Annotated in this window: 20 protein-coding genes; 8 read left to right on the top strand and 12 right to left on the bottom strand. The window is 67.9% G+C overall.

The annotated features are described in order from the left end of the window. Positions 1–84 precede the first annotated feature (84 nt). Positions 85–2,484 (top strand): YgiQ family radical SAM protein, encoded by a 2,400-nt coding sequence (locus J2739_RS04925; protein WP_309899142.1) that lies wholly within the window; start codon positions 85–87, stop codon positions 2,482–2,484. A gap of 95 nt (positions 2,485–2,579) precedes the next feature. Next, positions 2,580–3,491 (top strand): hypothetical protein, encoded by a 912-nt coding sequence (locus J2739_RS04930; RefSeq protein ID WP_309899144.1) that lies wholly within the window; start codon positions 2,580–2,582, stop codon positions 3,489–3,491. A gap of 3 nt (positions 3,492–3,494) precedes the next feature. On the opposite strand, the gene J2739_RS04935 is transcribed toward J2739_RS04930, so the two are convergent. Next, positions 3,495–3,941, bottom strand: coding sequence for a universal stress protein (locus J2739_RS04935; protein ID WP_309899146.1), 447 nt, complete (start codon positions 3,939–3,941; stop codon positions 3,495–3,497). 179 nt (positions 3,942–4,120) lie between these two features. On the opposite strand from J2739_RS04935, the gene J2739_RS04940 reads away from it, so the two are divergent. After that, entirely contained in the window at positions 4,121–5,098 is a 978-nt protein-coding gene (locus J2739_RS04940; RefSeq protein WP_309899148.1) for a Bug family tripartite tricarboxylate transporter substrate binding protein, read from the top strand. A 4-nt stretch (positions 5,099–5,102) separates the two neighbouring features. Here the strand turns inward: J2739_RS04940 and J2739_RS04945 are convergent, their stop codons facing one another. After that, a complete protein-coding gene (locus J2739_RS04945; protein ID WP_309899150.1) occupies positions 5,103–5,978 on the bottom strand; it encodes a CoA transferase in 876 nt (291 codons plus the stop codon). Positions 5,979–6,071: 93 nt separating this feature from the next. On the opposite strand from J2739_RS04945, the gene J2739_RS04950 reads away from it, so the two are divergent. Further along, positions 6,072–6,974 carry an SDR family oxidoreductase gene (locus J2739_RS04950; protein ID WP_309899152.1) on the top strand — a complete coding sequence of 301 codons (903 nt, stop codon included), beginning with the start codon at positions 6,072–6,074 and terminating at the stop codon, positions 6,972–6,974. A gap of 43 nt (positions 6,975–7,017) precedes the next feature. Here the strand turns inward: J2739_RS04950 and J2739_RS04955 are convergent, their stop codons facing one another. Beyond that, positions 7,018–7,407, bottom strand: coding sequence for a DUF488 domain-containing protein (locus J2739_RS04955; RefSeq protein WP_309899153.1), 390 nt, complete (start codon positions 7,405–7,407; stop codon positions 7,018–7,020). 102 nt (positions 7,408–7,509) lie between these two features. On the opposite strand from J2739_RS04955, the gene J2739_RS04960 reads away from it, so the two are divergent. After that, positions 7,510–8,334, top strand: coding sequence for a crotonase/enoyl-CoA hydratase family protein (locus tag J2739_RS04960; protein ID WP_309899155.1), 825 nt, complete (start codon positions 7,510–7,512; stop codon positions 8,332–8,334). A 27-nt stretch (positions 8,335–8,361) separates the two neighbouring features. Here J2739_RS04960 and J2739_RS04965 read toward each other — a convergent pair whose 3' ends face one another. Together J2739_RS04965 and J2739_RS04970 are read right to left on the bottom strand one after the other, a co-directional pair. Then, positions 8,362–8,904: a flavin reductase family protein gene (locus tag J2739_RS04965; RefSeq protein ID WP_309899157.1), complete on the bottom strand. Its 543-nt coding sequence runs from the start codon at positions 8,902–8,904 to the stop codon at positions 8,362–8,364. A 13-nt stretch (positions 8,905–8,917) separates the two neighbouring features. Further along, positions 8,918–10,183, bottom strand: coding sequence for an acyl-CoA dehydrogenase family protein (locus J2739_RS04970; protein ID WP_309899159.1), 1,266 nt, complete (start codon positions 10,181–10,183; stop codon positions 8,918–8,920). Between the two features lie 122 nt (positions 10,184–10,305). On the opposite strand from J2739_RS04970, the gene J2739_RS04975 reads away from it, so the two are divergent. Beyond that, positions 10,306–10,842 carry a MarR family winged helix-turn-helix transcriptional regulator gene (locus J2739_RS04975; protein ID WP_309899160.1) on the top strand — a complete coding sequence of 179 codons (537 nt, stop codon included), beginning with the start codon at positions 10,306–10,308 and terminating at the stop codon, positions 10,840–10,842. Positions 10,843–10,873: 31 nt separating this feature from the next. Continuing rightward, the gene (locus J2739_RS04980) at positions 10,874–11,842 is read left to right on the top strand and encodes a LysR family transcriptional regulator (protein ID WP_309899163.1); all 969 of its coding nucleotides are present in this window, start codon (positions 10,874–10,876) and stop codon (positions 11,840–11,842) included. Here the strand turns inward: J2739_RS04980 and J2739_RS04985 are convergent. Then, a complete protein-coding gene (locus J2739_RS04985; protein WP_309899164.1) occupies positions 11,829–12,806 on the bottom strand; it encodes an amidohydrolase family protein in 978 nt (325 codons plus the stop codon). The two genes, J2739_RS04980 and J2739_RS04985, sit on opposite strands and share 14 nt — an antisense overlap. A gap of 363 nt (positions 12,807–13,169) precedes the next feature. Here J2739_RS04985 and J2739_RS04990 point away from each other — a divergent pair, with 363 nt between their 5' ends. After that, complete coding sequence (locus J2739_RS04990) at positions 13,170–14,546, top strand: MFS transporter (protein WP_309899165.1); 1,377 nt, start codon at positions 13,170–13,172, stop codon at positions 14,544–14,546. 30 nt (positions 14,547–14,576) lie between these two features. On the opposite strand, the gene J2739_RS04995 is transcribed toward J2739_RS04990, so the two are convergent. The 6 genes from J2739_RS04995 to J2739_RS05020 all read right to left on the bottom strand — a co-directional run bounded on the left by J2739_RS04995 (position 14,577) and on the right by J2739_RS05020 (position 20,931). Next, positions 14,577–15,464 (bottom strand): tryptophan 2,3-dioxygenase, encoded by an 888-nt coding sequence (locus J2739_RS04995; protein WP_309899167.1) that lies wholly within the window; start codon positions 15,462–15,464, stop codon positions 14,577–14,579. Positions 15,465–15,517: 53 nt separating this feature from the next. After that, a complete protein-coding gene (locus J2739_RS05000; RefSeq protein ID WP_309899169.1) occupies positions 15,518–16,564 on the bottom strand; it encodes a glutathione S-transferase family protein in 1,047 nt (348 codons plus the stop codon). A 313-nt stretch (positions 16,565–16,877) separates the two neighbouring features. After that, positions 16,878–17,297, bottom strand: coding sequence for a cupin domain-containing protein (locus J2739_RS05005; protein ID WP_405053827.1), 420 nt, complete (start codon positions 17,295–17,297; stop codon positions 16,878–16,880). A 117-nt stretch (positions 17,298–17,414) separates the two neighbouring features. Next, a complete protein-coding gene (locus tag J2739_RS05010; RefSeq protein ID WP_309899172.1) occupies positions 17,415–18,791 on the bottom strand; it encodes an amidase in 1,377 nt (458 codons plus the stop codon). After that, positions 18,788–19,900, bottom strand: a complete 1,113-nt coding sequence (locus J2739_RS05015) for an iron-containing alcohol dehydrogenase (RefSeq protein ID WP_309899174.1) — start codon at positions 19,898–19,900, stop codon at positions 18,788–18,790. The genes J2739_RS05010 and J2739_RS05015 overlap by 4 nt, the downstream gene beginning before the upstream one ends. Before the next feature lie 119 nt (positions 19,901–20,019). Next, positions 20,020–20,931 carry a LysR substrate-binding domain-containing protein gene (locus J2739_RS05020; protein WP_309899176.1) on the bottom strand — a complete coding sequence of 304 codons (912 nt, stop codon included), beginning with the start codon at positions 20,929–20,931 and terminating at the stop codon, positions 20,020–20,022. Positions 20,932–21,058 lie beyond the last annotated feature (127 nt).

Consider the following 21,058-nt stretch of genomic DNA (forward strand, 5'->3'; position numbering starts at 1 on the left):
GAGGCGACGGCAGAAGCCCGAACCCGTAAAATCACGGGTTGCCCGAATCCGGGCCACCGCGGCCTGCCTGCCGCTTCTTCCCACATGAACGCCCCCGTCGACGTCTCCTTTTTCGCGCGCACCGCCAAGCCGCTCACCAGCTATCGCAAGTACTGGGCGGCCCGCTTCGGCACCGCCAGGTTCCTGCCCACCTCGCGGGCAGAGATGGAGGCCCTGGGCTGGGACAGCTGCGACATCGTGATCGTCACCGGCGACGCCTACGTCGACCACCCGAGCTTCGGCATGGCCGTCATCGGCCGCATGCTGGAGGCGCAGGGCTTCCGCGTGGGCATCATCGCGCAGCCGGATTGGCAGAGCGCCGATCCGTTCAAGGCGCTCGGCAGGCCGAACCTGTTCTTCGGCGTGACCGCCGGCAACATGGACTCGATGATCAACCGCTACACCGCGGACCGGAAGATCCGCAGCGACGACGCCTACACGCCCGGCGATGTCGGCGGCCGGCGGCCCGATCGCGCGGCCATCGTCTATTCGCAGCGCTGCAAGGAGGCCTGGAGCGACGTCCCGATCGTGCTCGGCGGCATCGAGGGCTCGCTGCGCCGCATTGCCCATTACGACTACTGGCAGGACAAGGTGCGCCGCTCGATCGTGGTGGACGCCAAGTGCGACTTGCTGCTCTACGGCAACGCCGAGCGCGCCATCGTCGAGATCGCCCACCGCCTGGCAGCGCGCGAGCCGGTCCACAAGATCACCGATGTGCGCGGCACCGCTTTCGTGCGGCGGGAAACGCCGGAAGGCTGGTTCGAGATCGACTCCACCAGCGTGGACCTGCCGGGGCGGGTCGAGGCGCACGTGAATCCGTACCTGATGGTCTCGGAGCAGGCGAAGGCCAACGGGGCCACGTGCGCGAAGGAAGAAGAAGCGCAGGCTGTCGCTGCCGCCGCCGAAGCGAAGGGGACGGGAGCGCGCCGAGGCGAGGGCGCGGCGAAGCCGCTCCACTTCGTCCGCAACCCGAGCCTGCGCGAGGCGAGCGACCCTCACCCCGCCCCGCTTCCCCAAGCGCAAGAAGGAGCAAGTCCGGAAGGCCGCGTCCGACCGCCGCCGCGCGATCGCTCGGTGATCCGCCTGCCTTCGTACGAGCAGGTGCGCGCCGACCCCGTGCTCTACGCGCACGCCAACCGCGTGCTGCATCTGGAGACCAACCCCGGCAATGCCCGCGCGCTGGTGCAGGCGCACGGCGAGGGCGCGACCGCGCGCGACGTCTGGATCAACCCGCCGCCCATCCCGCTCACCACGGCCGAGATGGACCACGTTTTCGACCTGCCCTATGCGCGCAGCCCGCATCCGCGCTACGCCGACGAGCACGGCAGCCACGACGGCGCGACCAAGATTCCTGCGTGGGAGATGATCCGCTTCAGCGTGAACATCATGCGCGGCTGCTTCGGCGGCTGCACCTTTTGCTCGATCACCGAGCACGAGGGCCGCATCATCCAGAGCCGCTCGGAGGACTCGATCATCAAGGAGGTCGAGGCCATCCGCGACAGCGTGAAGGGCTTCACCGGCACCATCTCCGACCTCGGCGGGCCGACGGCCAACATGTACCGCATCGGCTGCAAGAGCCCCGAGATCGAGGCCGCCTGCCGCAAGCCCAGCTGCGTGTACCCGGGCATCTGCCCGAACCTCAACACCAGCCACGATCCGCTGATCAAGATCTACCGGCGAGCGCGCGCGCTCAAGGGCATCAAGAAGATCCTGATCGGCTCAGGCCTGCGCTACGACCTGGCGGTGCAATCGCCCGAGTACGTCAAGGAACTGGTGCAGCACCACGTCGGCGGCTACCTGAAGATCGCGCCCGAGCACACGGAGCAGGGCCCGCTCACCAAGATGATGAAGCCCGGCATCGGCAGCTATGACCGCTTCAAGCAGATGTTCGAGAAGTTCAGCGCCGAAGCGGGCAAGAAGCAGTACCTGATTCCGTATTTCATCGCCGCCCATCCGGGCACCAGCGACGAGGACATGATGAACCTGGCGCTCTGGCTCAAGCGCAACGGCTTCCGCGCCGACCAGGTGCAGACCTTCTATCCCTCGCCCATGGCCACGGCGACTGCGATGTACCACACCAACCGCAACCCGCTGCGCAAGATCACGCGCGAGAGCGAGACGGTGGACATCGTGCGCGGCGACAAGCGGCGCCGGCTGCACAAGGCCTTCCTGCGCTACCACGACGCCAACAACTGGCCGCTCCTGCGCGAGGCGCTGAAGAAGATGGGCCGCGCCGACCTGATCGGCAACGGCAAGCACCACCTGATCCCGACTTTCCAGCCGCTGACCGACGGGGGCTACCAGAGCGCGCGGCGCAAGAACTCGACCCCGGTCGCCCTGACGCCGGTGCAGCCCGCCAAAGGCCGCATCCTCACGCAGCACACGGGCCTGCCGCCGCGCGAGACCGGCACCGGCCGCGCCAAGCTCGCGCGCAAGGGGCGCTGAGCCCACCTGCGCGCTGCTGCCCGGCCGGCGACGGCGCGGTCGGGCCGGCCGGATCGTTCCGGCGCCGATCGACCGCTGGTTGTATGGTGTGGTGCATGAACCGGCTTCCAGCCCTTGTCCTGCAGCTCGGGTCGCGCATGGCGCTGGGGCTGTTCCTGGCGGCCTGCGCCCCGGGCGCCGAAGCTGCCGCCGGCGAGGCCGGTTCGGCGCCGGCCCTGCTCGCGCAGCACCAGAAGCTGGCCGGCCAGCTCGCCCGCAGCCCGCTGCGCCGGCCGTTGCACCTTGAATCGGCCGAGACGGAGGGCGGGCTCCAGGGCGACGTCTATGCAGTGGTCGACCATCCGCTCGAACAGGTGCGCGCCGCGCTCGCCGACGGCGCGCAATGGTGCGACATGCTGCTGCTGCACATCAACAACCGCCGCTGCCGCGTGAGCCGGCAGCCCGAGGGCGAGACCCTCACGCTCAGCGTGGTGCCGCGCTACGACAAGCCGCTGGACCAGGCCTTCGAGCTGTCCTTCATCCGCCGGACCGCGAGCGACACCAAGGACTACCTGGCGGTCAAGCTGTCGGCCGAGGGCGGGCCGCTGGGCACCAGCAACTACCGCGTCACGCTCGAGGCCGTGCCGCTGAGCGATCGACAGACCTTCCTGCATTTCGGCTATGCCTACGACCACAACATGGTCGCTCGGCTGGCCACCATGGCCTATCTCGCGACCTTCGGCAGCCACAAGGTGGGATTCACCGTGATCGGCAAGACGCCCGAGGGCGAGCCCGACTACATCCGCGGTCTGCGCGGCCTGATGGAGCGCAACGCCATGCGTTACTTCCTCGCCCTCGATGCCTACCTGGCGGGGCTCGATGCCCCGCCTCAGGAGCGCACCGAGAAGCGACTGCACCGATGGTTCGAGGAGGTCAAGCGCTACCCCGTGCAGCTCCACGAGATCGACCTCGCCGCCTACCTCGAGCTCAAGCGCAGCGATCGGCGGCGCGACGCGTCGAAGCCTTGAGCATCAGCGCAGGACCAGCACCGGCGTGTGCGAGTGCGTCAGCACGTGCAGCGTTTCGCTGCCCATCAGCAGTCGCGAGATGCCGCGGCGGCCGTGCGAGGCCATCACGATCAGGTCGCTCTTGTGGACGCGGGCGGCCTCGATGATGGCCTCGGACACCAGCTCCGACTTCATGACCACGGCGCGTGTGCTCCTGACGCCCCGGGCGTCGGCCTTGGCCTTCACGGCATCGACCACGCGCTGCGCCTCGGCATCGGCCTGCCCCTGCATGTGCTGGACCTCCATCTGGCTCAGGAGCAGGGAGCCTTCGAAGTAGCCGGAGGGGTAGTGGTGGACCACCTTGACGGCGACCAGCTCCGCGTTCATCAGCAGGGCCAGCTCGATCCCGGCGGTCACGGCGAGTTCCGAGAGTTCGGAACCATCGGTGGCGACGAGTATGCGTTCATACATGGCGCTCTCCCGGGACGGGAGACGCCCGTCCCCGCTGCCAGCGTAGCGCTGCGCCGCGCGCGCAACAAGCCGCGCGAGGCGGTTCTAGACCAAGCCGCCTAGCATCCAGGGGCTTGTGGTCCCACTGCTGCGCTCGCATGATGCGTGCACACGGGCATCGCTCTTGCTTTGGAGACGCCATGACCTTCATTCGCCCCACGCGCCGCCGTGCGCTCCAGCTGTTCGCCGCCGGCGCTGCGTCGATCGGGCTGCCGGCCTTCGCCGAGTGGCCCGACAGGCCGATCAAGATCATCGTCACCTTCCCGGCCGGCGGCGCCAGCGACATCCTGGCCCGGGTGATGGCCGAGCAGCTCGGCAGGAAGCTGGGCCAGTCGGTGGTGGTGGACAACAAGCCCGGCGCGGGCGGCACCATCGGCGGGGCGCAGGTCGCGGCGGCGGCGCCCGACGGCTACACGCTCATGCTCTCGAACACGACGCCGATCGCGCTCGGGCCCTTCGCCCTCGAAAAGCAGCCCTACGATCCGGTCGCGGCCTTCACGCACATCGCCTACCTGGGCTCGGCGCCGCTGGTGCTGATGGCCAGCAAGGACTCGGGCATCCGCAGCTTCGCCGACATGGATGCGAAGGCGCGCAAGGACGGCCGGCTGGACTTCGGCTCCGGCGGGCCCGGCTCCGTCGGCCACATCCACGGCGAGCTGATCAAACGGATCACCGGTGCCAACCTGGTGCACGTGCCCTACCGCGGCGGCGCGCCGATGACCACCGACCTGATCGCCAATGTGATCCCGGTGGGCATCGATGTGCTCACGGCCTTCGTGCCCTTCTTCAAGAGCGGCCAGCTCGTGCCGATCGCGGTGACGAGTCCGGCGCGCTCGCCGCTGACGCCGGAGGTGCCGACGGTGGTCGAGCTCGGCCAGCCCAAGCTGGTTCTGGAGAACTTCTTCGGCCTGAGCGGGCCGGCCAGGCTGCCGGCGGACATCGTCACGAGGCTCAACACCGCCTGCAACGAGGTGCTGGTCATGCCCGAGGTGCAGAAGAAGCTGATCGAGCTGGGCATCGTCGGCACGCCCGAGACGACCGCACGCTTCCAGAGCTTCGTGAAGGACCAGGTCGGCGTGCTCGGGCCCACGGTGAAGGCGGCGGGCATCAAGCTGTGACGGCTCAGCCTTCCAGCGTGAGCAGCGGCACGTCGCGCTCGCGCGCGACGGCGTCGAGCTCGGCGCGCGTGCGGGTGCGCAGCCAGGCGGCCAGCGCCTCGCGCGTGGCCGGCGCCATCATGTCCTGGGCGCCGAGGCCAGCGGCCTCGCACAGGCGCGCCGCGAAATGCGGCTCCAGCGCCGCCACTGCCACGCGCCCATCGACACAGGGGTAGACGCGGTAGCCCGCATGGGCGCCGCCCACCGCGCCCGTGGGTCGCGTCAGGCCCCAGTTGCGGGGCAGTGCCAGCCAGTCGGCCGCGGCATTGAGCGCGACCTCGAGGTACACGCCGGTCCCCGGTCGCGCGCGGGCGTGGAGCATGGCCTGGAGGACCGCCTCGCTCGCGAGCAGCGCGCCCCCCATGTCGGCAAAGAGCGTGGGCGGCAGCTCGGTGCCGGTCACCAGGCCGCTCTCGGCCAGGTAGGTGAGGTCGTGCCCCGGCTCCTCGGCCCGCTCGCCGGGGGCGCCGACGATCGCCACCTGCGACAGCGCCGGATGGCGCGCCTGAAGCGGCTGCCATCCCAGCCCGAGCTTCGTCAGCGCAGAAGGGCGAAAGGAAGTCAGCAGCACCTGCGTCCGGTCCAGGGCGTGGTGCAGCTGTTCCAGGCCAGCCTCCGTCTTCAGGTCGGCGGTCTGGACGTGCACGCCTTCGTGCAGCGCTGCATATGCGTCCCGGTTGTAGCGGGCCATCGGGTCGCCGCCGGGCGGCTCGAACTTCAGGCAGGTGGCGCCCATGGCGCGGCAGCGCATCAGGGCGGCGGGGCCAGGCAGGTTGAGCGCGAGGCTCAGCACGCGCACGCCGGCCAGGGGCGCGACGACGGATTCGGGAGAAGCGGGCATGAGAAAGTCCTTGGGCGCTGCTGTCACCTTGGAAGCTTACCGGCTGGGCCGCGTCGCTCTACCATGCTGATCCACAGAACCAAGGAGACCCACATGTACCAGAGCGATCTCATGGCCGGACGGCGCATCCTCGTCACCGGCGGCGGCACCGGGCTCGGAAAGGCAATGGCCGAGCGCTTCCTGGGCCTGGGCGCGGACGTCGCGATCTGCGGCCGGCGCCAGTCGGTGGTCGAGGAGACCGCCGCGCAATGGCGCACGCAGTTTCCCGGCCGCAGGGTCGATGCCTTCGGGGTCGACATCCGCAACGCGCAGAGCGTGGAGGAAATGGTCGAGGCGCTTTGGCAGACCGGCGGCCTGACCGGCCTCGTCAACAACGCCGCCGGCAACTTCGTCGCTCCGACCGAGAGCCTCTCCTCGCGCGCTTTCGATGCCGTCGCCAACATCGTCTTTCACGGCAGCTTCTACGTGACCCAGGCGGTGGGCAAGCGCTGGGTCGCCGAGGCCAAGGCCGGGCAGTGGAAGGCGGGCGATCCGTACCGCAGCGTCATGAGCATCATCGTGACCTGGGTCGACAACGGTGGTCCTTATGTCGTGCCCTCGGCGATGAGCAAGGCCGGCGTCGAGGTCATGACCAAGTCGCTGGCGACCGAATGGGCGCGCTACGGCATCCGGCTCAACGCCGTGGGCCCGGGCGAGATCCCCACGGAGGGCATGAGCAAGCGCCTCAACCCCGGCGAGGAGCCCGGCGCGCGCAGCAAGCTGCGCAACCCGATGGCCCGCACCGGCCAGATGAGCGAGCTGCAGAACCTGGCCGCCTTCCTGATGGCGCCCGGCCAATGCGATTGGCTCACCGGCCAGAGCATCATGATGGACGGCGGCCAGGCCCTGGCCACCGGCGGCAACTTCTACGAGCTGCGCGAGTGGAGCGATGCCCAGTGGCAGGAAGCACGCGAACGCATCGAGGCGCAGAACCAGAAGGACAAGGCGCAGAGGTAGGGCAAGCGCGCGGATGCTCGCGCCCGAGCGCGAACCGGCGCACCTAGTCCACGATCTCCGCCCCGCGCGCCTTCAGCAGTTCGCGCAGGAAGGATCGGTGGCAATGCGCCTCGTCCTCGCAGTAGCAGCCGATCGAGAACGCGCTCTTGTGCGAGAGGGCGGCCAGCAGGTCGAGGCTGTGGCTGGCGTCGGGCTCGGCCATCTCGGCCTTGAACTTGCGACCGAAGGCGGCCCACTGCGCCGGCGTCTCGGCCGCCTGGGCGGCCTTCATGGTGTCGACCGAGGGCGCGAGGTTGGGGTACCAGACGTCGTACCAGTTTTCCGAGGCGAACTTCGTCTTCGGGACGCCGCGCGGCGGGCGGCGCACGGTGCCGATGCGCAAGCCCTCGCCGGAGGCACGCTCGCTGCCGAGACGGACGATGCGGATGGCCATGGATGTCTCCTCCTGAACGGAATGCCCTGTTGACCGGGTGACAGCTGCGATCATCGCCGAGGCTCGATACTCGCTTCCATCGAACGAACCCGGAGACATGCCATGAACGACCGCATCGAATCGATCCGCCACGCCGACGGCGTGGTCGAGCTGCACCTGGCGCGTGCCGACAAGATGAACGCGCTGGACCCGGCGATGTTCGACGCGCTCATCGACGCCGGCGAGCGGCTGCGCAGCGACGCTCGCGTGCGCGCGGTGGTGCTCTCGGGCCGAGGCAAGGCCTTCTGCGCAGGGCTGGACATGCAGTCCTTCGAGCGCATGGGGCAGGCCGGCGCGGGCGAGGTCCTCGGCGAAGGCGCGGCGGCCGATCTGCTGGTGCGCACCCATGGCATCGCCAACGCGGCGCAGCAGGTCGCCATGGTCTGGCGCGAGGTGCCGGTGCCGGTGATCGCCGCGGTGCACGGCGTCGCTTTCGGCGGCGGGCTGCAGCTGGCGCTGGGCGCCGACATCCGGCTGGTGGCGCCGGACACGAAGCTGTCGGTGATGGAGATCAAGTGGGGCCTGGTCCCCGACATGGGCGGCATGGTGCTGATGCGAGAACTGGCGCGGACCGACGTGGTACGCGAGCTCACCTTCACCGGCCGGATCTTCTCGGGCGAGGAGGCGGTGGCGCTGGGCTTCGCGACCCGCGTGTCGGCCGATCCGCTGGCCGATGCCCTGCAGATGGCGCACGAGATCGCGCAGAAGAGCCCCGACGCCATCCGCGCCGGCAAGCGGCTGCTGAACGCGGCAATGGCCCACAGCGCGGCCGATCTCCTGCTGGCGGAGTCGGTGGAGCAGAAGGCGCTGATCGGCGGCGCCAACCAATGCGAGGCGGTGCGCGCCAACATCGAGCGGCGGGCGCCGCACTTCGACCCGCCGGGCTAGCGGAATCCGATCCCGACGATGGCCCCGTCAGGGCCGCGCCAGGGTTGCCGCGAGTTCCCACAACGATCCCATCTGCCCTGAATGGAAGAGCAAAGGCGGCGTCTCGGTCCTCGAGAAGCGGTCCACGCGCCCGAGGATGATCGTGTGATCGCCTTCCTGATGACGCGAGTACGTCGAGCATTCGAAGGTCGCAACGCTGTCGACGAGCCGTGGGCATTCGTTGGAGCCGGGCTCGAAGGCCTCGGCGAAACGCTCGAACTTGTCCGCGGCCGGTCTCGCGAAATGCCCGGCCAGCTCCCGCTGGTCGGCGCTCAGCACGCTGAGGTTGAAGGAGCGCGACGCCAGGAATGCGTCGGCGCTTCGGGTGTCGTCGCGGATGCTCCACAGGATCAACGGCGGATCCAGCGAAACCGACGCGAAGGAGTTGATCGTCATGCCTTCGCGCTTGCCGTCGGGCGTCGTGGTGGTGACGAGGCAGACCCCCGTCGGAAAGGCGCCCAGCGCTTGCCGCAGCTGGCGCGCATCCATCGTGTCGGCGGGATCGCCCGTGATGAGAGCCCAGGAGTACATCGCCGATCCTCGATCAGTACTGGCCCTTCGGCTCGAGGCCGAGCAGGTACTGCCCGACCATCGAAGAGACGGCGTCCCAGTTCAGGCTGATATGGCGCGAGATGGCGTTCGCGTCGCGCCACATGCGCTGGATCGGCTGGTTCAGCGCCAGGCCCGCGCCGCCCACGCTGGCGAACACCGCCTCGACCGCATCGCGCGACAGGCGCGCGGCGAACGCGTGGTCGCGGCGATTGCGAATGCGTTGCTCGACGCTGATGATTCGCCCTTCGGCCGCCATCTGCTCCACCTGCGCCGTGTCGCGGTAGAGGAGCAGGCGCGCGGCATCGACGCTCGCCGAGGCTTCGGCGAGGCGAGACTGCACCGGGAAGAACTCGCTCAGCCTGTTGCCCCCGCCCGCAACGGCGCCGCGGGTGACCCGCGAGCCGGCCAGCTCGATCAGCGCGTCGACGGCGCCTTGCGCGGTTCCGATGATGGGCGACACGAGGCACACGGGCACTGCGGAAAGGAAGGGGATGCGATAGAGGGGATTCGCATTGACCTCGGCGCCGGGCGGGGCGTTCGAGGACGCCTCCGCGAAGCTCAGCTTGCGGTGTTGCGGAATGAAGACCGGCGTGTCGATGACGACGGCCTTGGAGCCCGTCCCCGCCTGGCCGGCCACGTGCCAGTTGTCCTCGATCGACCAGTCCGCCCGTGGCGCGAGCAGGAAGCCCGCGCTGGGCGGCGCACCCTTTTCCTCTGGCGGGAATTGAACCCCCAGCAACGCCCACTGCGAGTTGTCCACGTTGGAAGCGAACAGCCATTTGCCCTGCACGCGGTAGCCGCCGTCGACCTTCTCCGCCATCGTTGCCGGCGCATAGGACCCGCAGACGATCGCGCTCGGGTCCTTGCGCCATACGTCGTCCTGCGCCTCCTCGGGGAAGGTCCCGACCAGCCACTGATGGATGGCCCCCAGGGAGCAGCCCCAGGACGAAGACGTGCAGCCGCGTGCCAGCTCGCTCACGACGTCGATGAATGCAGTGAATCCGTACTCGTAGCCGCCGTAGCGCGCGGGCTGCATCAGCTTGAAGAAGCCTGCGTCGTGGAAGGCCCGCGTCGTCTCTTCGGAAACGCGCCGCTCCTGCTCGGTGCGTTGCGCTCGGGCGCGAAGCATCGGCACCAGTTCAGTTGCGGCTGCAACTATCTTGTCGAGCGGCGGGGCGTCCTTCACCGGCGACTTGCGGCCCGCGGCAGGGAGGTCGACATGGTTGAGCCTGGCGAACAGGCTGGCGGCATCGGTCATGGGTTCTCCAAGAGTGATCTGGGTCGGAAGCGACATTGGAGCCCAATACATTTGCAAATGCAATCAATAATGGCTGCGGGTTTACGCTAAACGGATGCCATTTTTTGCCTGTAAGATGCCCCATGGTCAAGCGAAAAGCACCCGAAGCCCCGCCTTCGCGACAGCGCAAGGCTCGACCCGAGGAGCCTCTTGAAACGCCTGCAGTTGCAGACAAAGCCACCCAGCACGACCTCGAACGAGCCATTCCCTACTTGCTTGCACGTGCAGGAACGAGGATGGGGCAGTCGTTCAGCAGGGAACTCAAGCAGTTCAAGCTTTCGCTTACCGAGTGGCGGGTCTGCGTCGCCCTGCACCATCAGGCGCATCAGCGGCTCTCCGATCTCGCGCTGCACACATCGACCGAACCGTCCACCCTTTCACGCGTGGTCGACGGTCTTCTGCAGCGCGGCGTGCTGGTACGCGATCGATCGGACGCGGATGCGCGTGCGCTCGCCCTCAGCCTGACCGAGGCAGGGCGCGACCTCACGCTGCGAATCATCCCCCTCGCGCAGGTGTACGAGCGCGTCTCGCTGTCCGGGCTGAGCCCTGCGCAAGCCGACTCCCTTCGCGACATGCTGCGGATGGTCTACGACAACCTGGCGGTGCTGGACAACGAGTGAGCGCGCGCAGGAGAAGAACGGAGACGGCGCAGTGAACATCAACTCCATCGACCTCAATCTTTTCCTGGTGTTCCAGGCGATCTATGCCACGCGCAGCGTCACGCTCGCGGGCGATCGCCTCGGCATGACGCAGTCCGCGGTGAGCAACGCCCTCAAGCGCATGCGCGAGCGCTTCAACGACGCGCTGTTCGTGCGCTCTGCGGATGGGATGGTCCCCACGCCCGTCGCCGAGCGTCTGGTCGCGCCCATCGAGGAAGGCATCGCCTGCCTGATGCAGGCCGTCGACCAGGGCCGGACCTTCGAGCCGGCGACGACCAGCCGCAGCTTCCGGATTGCCGTCAACGACATCGGGCAACTGGTCATGATCCCCGAGCTGCTTTCGGTGGCACGCGGCATCGCGCCCGGCGTTCGCTTCGAAACGGTGGATGTCTCCGTGGCCGATGCCCGGCAGCGGATGCTCCACGGACAAGTCGACATCGCGCTGGGAAGCTGGGAGCCGATGGGGCCTTCGTTCTACCAGCAGCGCTTGTTCGACGAGACGTTCGTCGTGCTGATGTCCAAGGCGTCTCGCCTGGGCACCCGCGAGCGCATCGAACTCGAGGACTACCTGGCAGCGGAACACATCGCCTATCGGCCCCACGGAACGACTGAAACCCAGCTCCAGCAGACCTTGGACCGGGCGGGGGCGCTCGATCGACGCCGGGTCGTCCTGACCGCTGCCCACTCGCTGGGCCTGTCGGCGATCGTCGCCGCGTCGGGATTGCTGCTGACCGTGCCGGCCCGCCTCGCCAAGGCGATGGTGGCGTCGCGCGCCGACCTGCATGCGGTCGAGACGCCCTTCGAGGTCGCGCCTTTCGAGATACGCCAGCAGTGGCACGAGCGCTTTCACCAGGACAGCGGCAATCGCTGGCTGCGGGAGCTCATCTTCGGCCTGTTCCACGAACGATCGCGACGAGCGCCCGGGGCACAGGCCGATGGCCCGCTCGCTAGTTCAGCTTGAACAGCGCCAACGCATTCGTCCGGCCGATCTTCCTGCGGTCGGCCTCGCTGATGCTTGTGTCGTCGAACCAGTCCGACGCATGGTCGACGTTCTCGAAAGGCCAGTCGGTCGAGAAAAGGATGCGGTCCGATCCGACTTCGAGCATCGCGTCGATCAGCGTCTGGGTGCGGAAGTTGCCGGAGGTGGTGAGCCAGAAGTTCTGGTGGAAGTAGTCGCAGAGCTTGCGCCGGGCCGGATAGCCCTTGGGTGCCTGGACCCAGGCATTGCGGTGATCGACGCGCCACATGTTGTAGGGCAGGCCCTCGCCGAGATGGCCCAGGATGATCTTGAGCCCTGGATGGCGATCGAAGAGGCCGCTCGCCATGAGGCGCAGGGCATGGACGGCAGTCTCCTGCGCGAAGGCCCATGTGGGGCCCATCAGCCAGGGATGGCCTTCATAGATCTGCGCCCAGCTTGCCAACGGATTGCGCGGATGCAGATAGAAGGGCGCGTCGAGCCGCTCCACCGCGGCCCAGAAGGAGGCGTACTGCGGCGCATCGTAGTAGACGACGTTGTCGGGCGTGCCGACCTGCGAGAAGCCGTTGACGAGCGCGCCGCGGAAGCCCAGCTCCGTCATGCACCGCTCGAGTTCCCGGGTGGCCTGGTCGGGATCTTGCATGGGCAGGGCCGCGAAGGCCTGGAAGCGATCCGGCCGCCGCGCCACCTGCTCTGCCAGGAAATCGTTGGCGCGCACCGCGAGCGCGCAGGCCTTCGCCGGATCGGGCACCGCTTGAACGGCAGGCGCGTTCAGCGAGAGGATCATCATCTCCATGCCGTGCGCGTCCATCTGGCGCAGGCGGCCTTCATGGATGTCGAGGAGGCGGCTGCTCAGCTCCCGCCAGTCGTCGGCAGGCACGAAGCCGGCCGAATCCTGCAACGTCTCGGGAATCGCGAAGTGCTCCTCGAGACCGATCTTTCCTTGCATGTCCATTCCTTTGTGCGGCCGTGCGCCGCAATGACCCGATTCATGGCAGCGCCACATCGGCGCTTGCCTCCTCGGTGAATCTACGAGGGCATCGAGCGCCGGTCTAACGAAAATCGGTGATGTGGCGCATTCGCAAAGCGCATGGAGGAGCGGGCCGTCACGCTGCGGTGGGTAATAGATGACATGCACGGACTTCGACGGAACGGAACAGTGGGTGGGAAGACCCGCCCCAACATTCACAGGCTTCATAGCGGATATCCGAAATAAGCGTTGGACCGGCGAAGCCGGGCTTCCCATCATCCGAGGCATCGCCAGGCAGTGCCCGGAAACCCGTTCTTTCCCATTCGTTCGGAGACAAGAGTCATGCGTCACATCGACCTTCACAAGCTGGCCGACGATGCCCGCTTCAACCGCTTTCACGGGCTCGTGCTGTTCTGGTGCGCACTGATCATCGTGTTCGACGGGTACGACCTGTCCGTCGTCGGCATCGCGCTGCCGTCGATCATGGCGAACATGCGCGTGGACGCGACCCATGCAGGCTTCATGGTGAGCTCGGCGCTGTTCGGCATGATGTTCGGCGCCATTTTCCTGGGCACCATCGCCGACCGGATCGGCCGCCGCTGGGCCATCGTGATCTGCGTGGGGCTGTTCAGCATCTTCACTGCCGCAGCCGGCTTCGCGAAGGATCCTGTCTCTTTCGGCGCCATGCGCTTCCTCGCCGGGCTCGGCATCGGCGGCGTGATGCCGAATGTGGTCGCGCACATGACCGAGTACTCGCCGAAGAAGATCCGCGCAACGCTCGTGACGCTGATGTTCAGCGGCTATGCCGTCGGAGGGATCATCGCTGCGATCCTGGGCAAGAGCCTCATCGAGCGCTACGGATGGCAATCCGTCTTCTTTGCGGCGGGCCTGCCGATGCTGCTGATCCCGCTCATCCTGAAGTCATTGCCGGAATCGATGCCTTTCCTGCTGGCAACGGGCCGGACCGACGCGCTGAAGACGATCGCCTCGAAGCTCGACCCGGGCTACCAGCCGCTCGCGACCGATCGCTTCGCCGTGCCGGCCGAAGACAAGGCCGACCGCGCGCCCATCAAGCACCTCTTCGGCGAAGGCCGCGGTTTCAGCACGGTCATGTTCTGGATCGCGTTCTTCATGTGCCTGTTCATGGTCTTTGCGCTGAGCTCCTGGCTGACGAAGCTGATGGCCAGCGCCGGCTACAGCCTGGGCTCGGCGCTGACCTTCGTGCTGGTCTTGAACGTCGGCGCCATGGTCGGCGCGATCCTCGGGGGCTGGCTCGCTGACAGGTTCCACATCAAGTACGTGCTGGCCGCGATGTACGCATTGGCCGCCATCTCGCTGACGCTGCTGGGCTACAAGATGCCGACGCCGGTGCTGTTCGTCCTGGTGGGCTTGGCGGGCGCATCGACGATCGGCACGCAGATCGTGGCCAATGCCTACACGGGGCAGTTCTATCCGATGGCGGTCCGCTCCACCGGCCTCGGTTGGGCATTGGGCGTCGGCCGCAGCGGCGCGATCCTGGCACCGATCCTGATCGGCACCCTGGTCGGCATGAACCTGCCGCTGCAGCAGAACTTCATGGCCATCGCGATTCCTGCGGTGATCGGCATGGTCGCGGTGCTGTGCGTCAACCATGAGCGGTCGGCCTCGATGCACATCGCAGGCGTGAGCCCCGAACGGCCCCAGACCGCGCCGAGCGTATCCGTCGCGCACGGAGGCTGATGGCCGGGGCGGGCGTCACGCGCGCCGGCGTCAGCGCTTGTGCATATGCGGGCAGACCGCCGGCGAAGCAGCCTTCGGATCGCCGATGAAGGTGCGAGCCGACCAGAGCTCCGGGAAGGGAATCTCGTCCAGCGTGGGCGCCAGCCATGCGAGGCCTTCGGTGCCGAAGTACGCGGGCCGGGCGCCGAAGGTCCTGCGCGTGGCCATCAGGTGGCGAAACTTCCACAGGGTGAAGCCTTCGGCGATGTCGGCCAGCGTCTCGCCGAGCTGCTGGAGCTCGAGCCTCGCAGCTGGCTCGGCATAGATGTCGCGCCAGACCTGTTCGATCTCCTTGCGCGGGCGGTACGGCGCACGCAGGTCGCGCGCGAACACCTCGCCCGGCACGTTCATGCCGATGCGCGCCAGATGGGCCAGGACGTCGTCGTAGAGGCTCGGCTGGCCCAGCGCCTTGTCGAGCTGCGCCCAGCGATCGGGCTGCGGGGCGAAGTGCTGCAGATGTTCCGCCTGCTTGATCCCGAGGAGATACGCCATGTGCCTGTACGTCCAGCCCTGGAGGGCCGTGTCCTTGCCGTGCGTGGCGGCCGCACGCGACAGGATGGCGAGCAGGTCGTTGGGGGTCATCCACGCGATCGAGCGCCAGATCGCGTCCAGGGGTGCGTGATGGGCGACGACGCGCAGCAAGGTCCGCTGGGCCTGTGCCAGGTTGTCGTCGCGCAGACACGCCTGCGCCGTCTGGATCTCCTTGATGATGAGCATCCAGTAGAGCTCGGACACCTGGACATGCACGATCCATGCATGCTCGCCGGGATGGTCGCTGACCGTGCGTTGCAGCGAGTGGAGCACGTCCGTCTGAATCCACGCGCTGTAGGGTGTCTGCCCCTTCGACGCGTTCTCGTGGGGGTGAAGGGTGTCGTTCATGGTTGGCTCCTGCGTGTGTTGATCCTGTGGCATGGCGGCCGGCATCGCTTTCGTCACGCGAACACGCCGGCAGAGCAGTCCACGACAGCGTCCATGTACGTCGAACGCGGCATCGAGCTGACCGATGCCTGGATCGCTTCCTTGCACAGCGAGGGCCGCCTGGCGAGCACCTCGAAGTAGCGCTGGACATGCGGGAGCCCGCGCCACATCGAGGACAGTCCGAGGTAGTTCAGGCGAACGAGGTTGACGCCCCAGAACGCATCGGCGAGCGAGAAAGGATTCCCGTGCAGGCATGAGAAGGACTTCGCAGCCAGGTCGCGTTCCAGATCCTTCAGCAACCCGCCCAGTCCGTCGCGGGCCGCGCGTTGGAACGCCGGGTCGTGGCGCAGCGTCCTGCCGCCGCTCTCCTTCACGATCTTGGCGCGGTAGGCGGCCACCAGTTCAGGCTCGCCGGCGTTGTCGGCGATCAGCTGCTCCAGCGCCGTGATCTTGAAGTCGTAGACCGTTTCCATCGACACCTTGAGGGCGCCGGGCCGGAAGTCGGCATCCGGATGAAAGCCGTACAGCAACGCGCCGTTCGGAATCCGGTCGACGATGCCGACCTGTCGCATCACCTCGTTGCGCGCCTGCGCATCGTCCGGCAGCAGCTGGGTCGGCTGGCGCGACACCGCGTCGAGATAGCAGCAGATCTGGCGCGAATCCGCGACCACCCGGCCGGCCTGGTAGTCCACGAGCAAGGGCACCACGCAGGGATCGAAGCCTTCCGTCTCGACCGATGTCCGGCCGCTGTAGCCGCTCACGAACGCACGCCCCGACTCGCGCGCCGCGACCAGCCGCAAGCGGACATAAGCGGGGCTGTAATGCTCGGCCGGGATCACACCCTCGGGGCCCATCGAACTCAGGATGAGCATGTCGTCGGAGCGATAGGACAAGCGCTTCTCGGCGAGCACCGTGCGCACTTTCTGCGAGCACAGCGAGCTCGCGGCGTGGAACAGTTCGAAGCGCGGATTCGCCTGCGCGCCCACCAGGGCGATGCGGCTCGGGTCCAGGATGGCGGCGCGGGCCGCGGCGGCCATCTCCATCAGCGGGGCATGATTCATCATCGGATTCCTCTTCTCGACCTGCCGGGCAGGTACACATGGATCAGTGAACGGGTGGGGGTTCAGAGGGTCTGAACGCAGCCCGATCGTGGTGCCTCGCCGCTGGTTTGAGAAGCCGCCAATGCTTGTACGCACAATCCCGGAATTACGAACGATCGATGCCGAGAGCGCAGGCTGCGGGCAGACGAAGAAGAGCCTCGACGTCGTCGACGTCGAGGCAGGGTGCGTCAAGACTTCGTGAATCAGGCGCCGAGCCAGCGCCACGCCCGGCCGCCGATGGCAGTCATGGCGTCACCCCGTTCGAGCAAGACGGTTACTTCACGGGGATGAAGAACTCGGCGCCTTTGTTCTTCACCAGCATGACGACGAATTTCGCGGGCTTGGTCTTGCTTGCGTTGCGGCCGACCGTGTGGACGTCGTCCGGGCCCTCGTAGAAGGTATCGCCGGCCTTCAAGGTCACTTCCTTGCCGCCTTTGACGCCCATCACGATCGATCCCTCGATCACGTAGACGAAGGCGTGCGCGTCGTGGCGATGGATCGGGTCGGCGCTGCCCGGGGGGTAGTCGACGGTGATCATGAGGACCTCCTTGCCGGGAATGTCCTGGAGCTCCTTGGTCATCAATTCCTTGACGACGGCGTCTTGCGCCGCGTGCGGCGCGCCGGCATGCTGCGCGAACGCTCCCAGCGGGGCCATCAGCAATGCCGCGATGATGTGTCTTGCCGTGTATCTCATGGGGTCTCCTGTTCGTGAGTTGGCACGAGCCGATCGTAGGTTTGCATCGCCCGATGCAGTAGGCACGTGGAGGGGATCACGGCGTTGCGCGCCGATCACCAATGAGCGGACTTCAGGTCAATGCATTCGACCGAGCCGAGGGTGCAGCACCTGCTCCATCCGGCCGGCCATCCGCAGCAGCGCTGCGTCGTCGCCGGGGCGGGCCACCACCTGCAGCCCGGCCGGCAGCGCACCGGCGCTGCGGGGCAGCGGGATCGAGATCGCGGGGCAGCCCGAGAGATTGAAGGGCGCCGTGTAGGCCATCAGGGCCTCCCTCACGCTGCCGGCCCAGGCACCGATCGTCAACGCCGCTTCGCCGATGGGCGGCGCGGTGCACGGCGTGGTGGGCAGCACGATGAAGCGGTGCCTGGCCATGAGCCGCGCGAGGCCCGCAGCGAGCTTTCGCCGCGCCTGTTGTGCCAGTGCATAGTCCTCCAGCCGCATCGAACGGGCGCGCGCCAGCCGCTCGACGGTTTCGGCGCCATAGTGCGCGGCGATCCAGTCGGGGTCGTGGCGCGCGAAATGCACGAGTGCACCTTCGGCCAGCACGATGTGCGCGAAGGCGTCGAAGCTGCCGCTGAAGAGCTCCTCCGCATTCAGCTCCTCGAGATGGAAGGCCGATGCGAGCGTATCCGCGCCCACCGCAAAGGCGCCGGCGATCTCGCACGCGGGAGGCACTGGCCCGATCGCGCAGAGGACGCCGATGCGCGCATCGTCGCCATCGGGCTCCTCCGCGGCACCCGGCCCCGCAGCGATGCCCAGCGCATCGGCGAGCACGCGGATGTCGTCGACGCTCGCCCCCAGCAGACCGGGATGGTCGAGGCTGGCGGCCAGCGGGAAGACGCCCTGCGTCGGCAGCGCGCCGTAGCTCGGCTTGAAGCCGGCGACGCCGCAGAGAGCGGCGGGAATGCGCGCCGATCCGCCGGTGTCCGTGCCCAGGCCCGCAGCCATCACGCCGTCGGCAATCGCCACGGCCGCGCCGCCGCTGGAGCCGCCGGGGATGCGCCGCGGGTCCTGCGGGTGGAGGGTGTCGCCGAAGGCAGCGCTCGCCGTGGTGACGCCCCAGGCGAATTCGTGCGTGGTCGTCTTGCCGACCACGATCGCGCCCTGATCCACGAGCGTGCGCACGACGCAGGCATCGGCGGACGGGATGTTGCCGATGAAGGCGGCCGATCCGTAGCGCGTCTCGATGTGCCGGGTGTCGATCAGGTCCTTGACGCCGATGGGCAGGCCTTCGAGTGCGCGTGGCGTGCCTTCGGCGTAGCGGCGATCGCTCGCGGCGGCGGCGGCCATGGCCTGTTCGCGCGCGATGGTGGCGAAGGCATTGAGCCGGCGCTGCGTATCGTCGGCCTTGTCGAGCGTGCGCTGCACGAGCTCGCTCGCCCGCAGGCCGCCGCCGGCAAGATCGTCGAGCGATTGCCGCAGCGACGCGGCGCGCAGCGCGGGGACGCTCACCACAGGCGCTCCAGAAGCGCATCCAGGCGCGCGGGCGCATCGGGGCCGAGGTCCGCGACTTCCTCGGGGTAGTGGGCCGTGAGCAGCGCGGCCACCTCGGGCAGCTTCGCCCGGTCGAGATCGAAGGCGCCGATGCGGTTCGGCAGGCCGAGCTTCGCGACCACGGCGGAAATCCGCCCGGCCAGCCGCGCTGCGGCTCCCGGTCCGCCGGGAGACAGAGCTTCGAGCTTGTCGCCGTAGTAGGCGGCGCAGGCTTCGATGACCGGCGCGAGCGTGATGCACGAGGTCGCGCTGTGCGGCAGGCCGAAGCTGCCGCCGAGGATGTGGCCGATGCGGTGGCTCAAGCCATAGATGACGGATGCCGGCGAGAAGTAGCACTGCCAGGCGCCGAGCTGCAGCTGCAGCAGGTCGTCGTCGATCACGAGGCCCGCCTCGAGCGCCTGCCGCGTCTCGATCTTCGCGGGCCACTTCTCGAGCACCCGCAGGAAGCGATCCACCCCGCTGGCCGCCATGATCGCGTGCGGATGGCTGCGCGTCACCTTGCGCATGCCCTCCACCGCATGGTCGATGCCCTTGATGGCGGACGACAGCAGCAGCGCCCGCGGCGTGTCGCGCACCAGCAGCGGGTCAATGAGCACGAGCTTCGGCGTGGTCTCGCGCACGGCGTAGCTGCGCTTGAACTTCTGCGGTCCATCGGTTTCGGTGATGCCGAAGTAGTGCGAGAACTCCGAGCCCGAGAGCGTCGTCGGCAGTGCAACGATCGGCAGGTGCCTGCCCGTTCGCCCGTGGTGCAGGTGAGAGACCGCCTTGGCGGCATCGAGCACCGAGCCGCCGCCGAGGCCGACGATGGCGCGCGCATCGGAGCGCAGGCAGGCTTCGAGCGCCGCGTGCACCGCGATGTCGGGCACATGCGCAGGCAAGCCCGTGAAATAGCCGGCCATGTCCTCGAGGTGCGGCTCGACGTGGCTGCGGGCCAGCGCTTCGAGCGGCTCGACGGTGAAGACGATCGGTCGCTCGATGCCGTGGTTCACGACACGGGGAAGCGCGGTGGCGAGGGTGTTCTCGCCCCAGAACACCGCATCTTGCGGCAGGCAGTTCAGTTGGTTCATGTCATCGGTCCTGAATCCGGTGGAGTCGGAGGACTGCGACGATAAGACCGATGCGGGGGTGCGGGAGCCCCCCTTGCCGGGACTCTGCGTCCAGCGTTCTGGACGATGGAAGCGCGTGCCTAGTGGCCGCCGAAGTCCGTGACCTTCGGTATCTCGATGGCCAGGAAGTCCACCAGCGAACGCACCGCGGGCAGCAGTCCGGTGCGGTAGGGGATGAGCGCCGCAATGCGGGCGTCGGCCGCGATCCAGCCGGGCAGGAGCTGGCGCAACGAGCCGGCCGCGATCTCGCTGCGGCAGATGTAGCCCGGCAGCGCCGCGATGCCGAGGCCGGCGCAGGCGGCTTCCTTGAGGGAGATCATGCTGTTGCTCTGGAAGCGCGGGGCCATCGCCACCACGAATTCCTTGCCGCCGGGGCCTTTCAGCTGCCATTGCACAGGACCGTTGCGCACGATCGAGATGCTCGTGTGGTGCAGGAGCTCTTCCGGATGCTGGGGCTCCTTCGTCCTCGCCAGGTAGGCCGGGCTGGCGAACAGGAACCACGGCACCGTCGCGATGGCGCGCTGCACGAGCGTCGAGTTCTGCATCGGTGCCGTGTATCCGCGGATCGCCAGATCGAAGCCTTCGCCGACGATGTCGACCAGCCTGTCGGTCGCGATTTCGACGATCTGCACTTTGGGATGGCGGTTGAGGAAGACCGGAAGCAGGTCGCGCAGCGCGAACTGCGCGATCTCGGCGGTGGTCGTGATGCGGATGACGCCGCTCGGCTCTGCGAGGCGCTGGCGGATCGCTTCTTCGGCAATGTCGGAGCTGCGCAGCATCGCCACGGCGTACTGGTAGAACTCCTTGCCGATGTCGGTCGTGCCGAACTGGCGCGAGGTCCGGTTGAGCAGCCGAACGCCCAGCGAGGCCTCGAGCTCCTGCACCCTGTGGCTCAGCGTCGACTTGGGCAGCCGCAAGGCCTGGCCGGCCGAGGTGAAGCCGCCGCGGTCGACGACCTGCACGAAGTAGTAGACGTCCTTGAGATCGAGCATCGGTGGCGCATCGTGTCGGAGAGGGGATCGCTTCGAGCATAGCCGTGGCGAGCCCGTTTCGCCCATCGTCCAGAAATCCGCAACCTTGCGTGCAAGCCGCGTCGGCTTCTCAAGCCGGTTCGCGATT

Source organism: Variovorax soli, assembly GCF_031454625.1.
Taxonomy (GTDB): Bacteria; Pseudomonadota; Gammaproteobacteria; order Burkholderiales; family Burkholderiaceae_C; genus Variovorax; species Variovorax soli_A.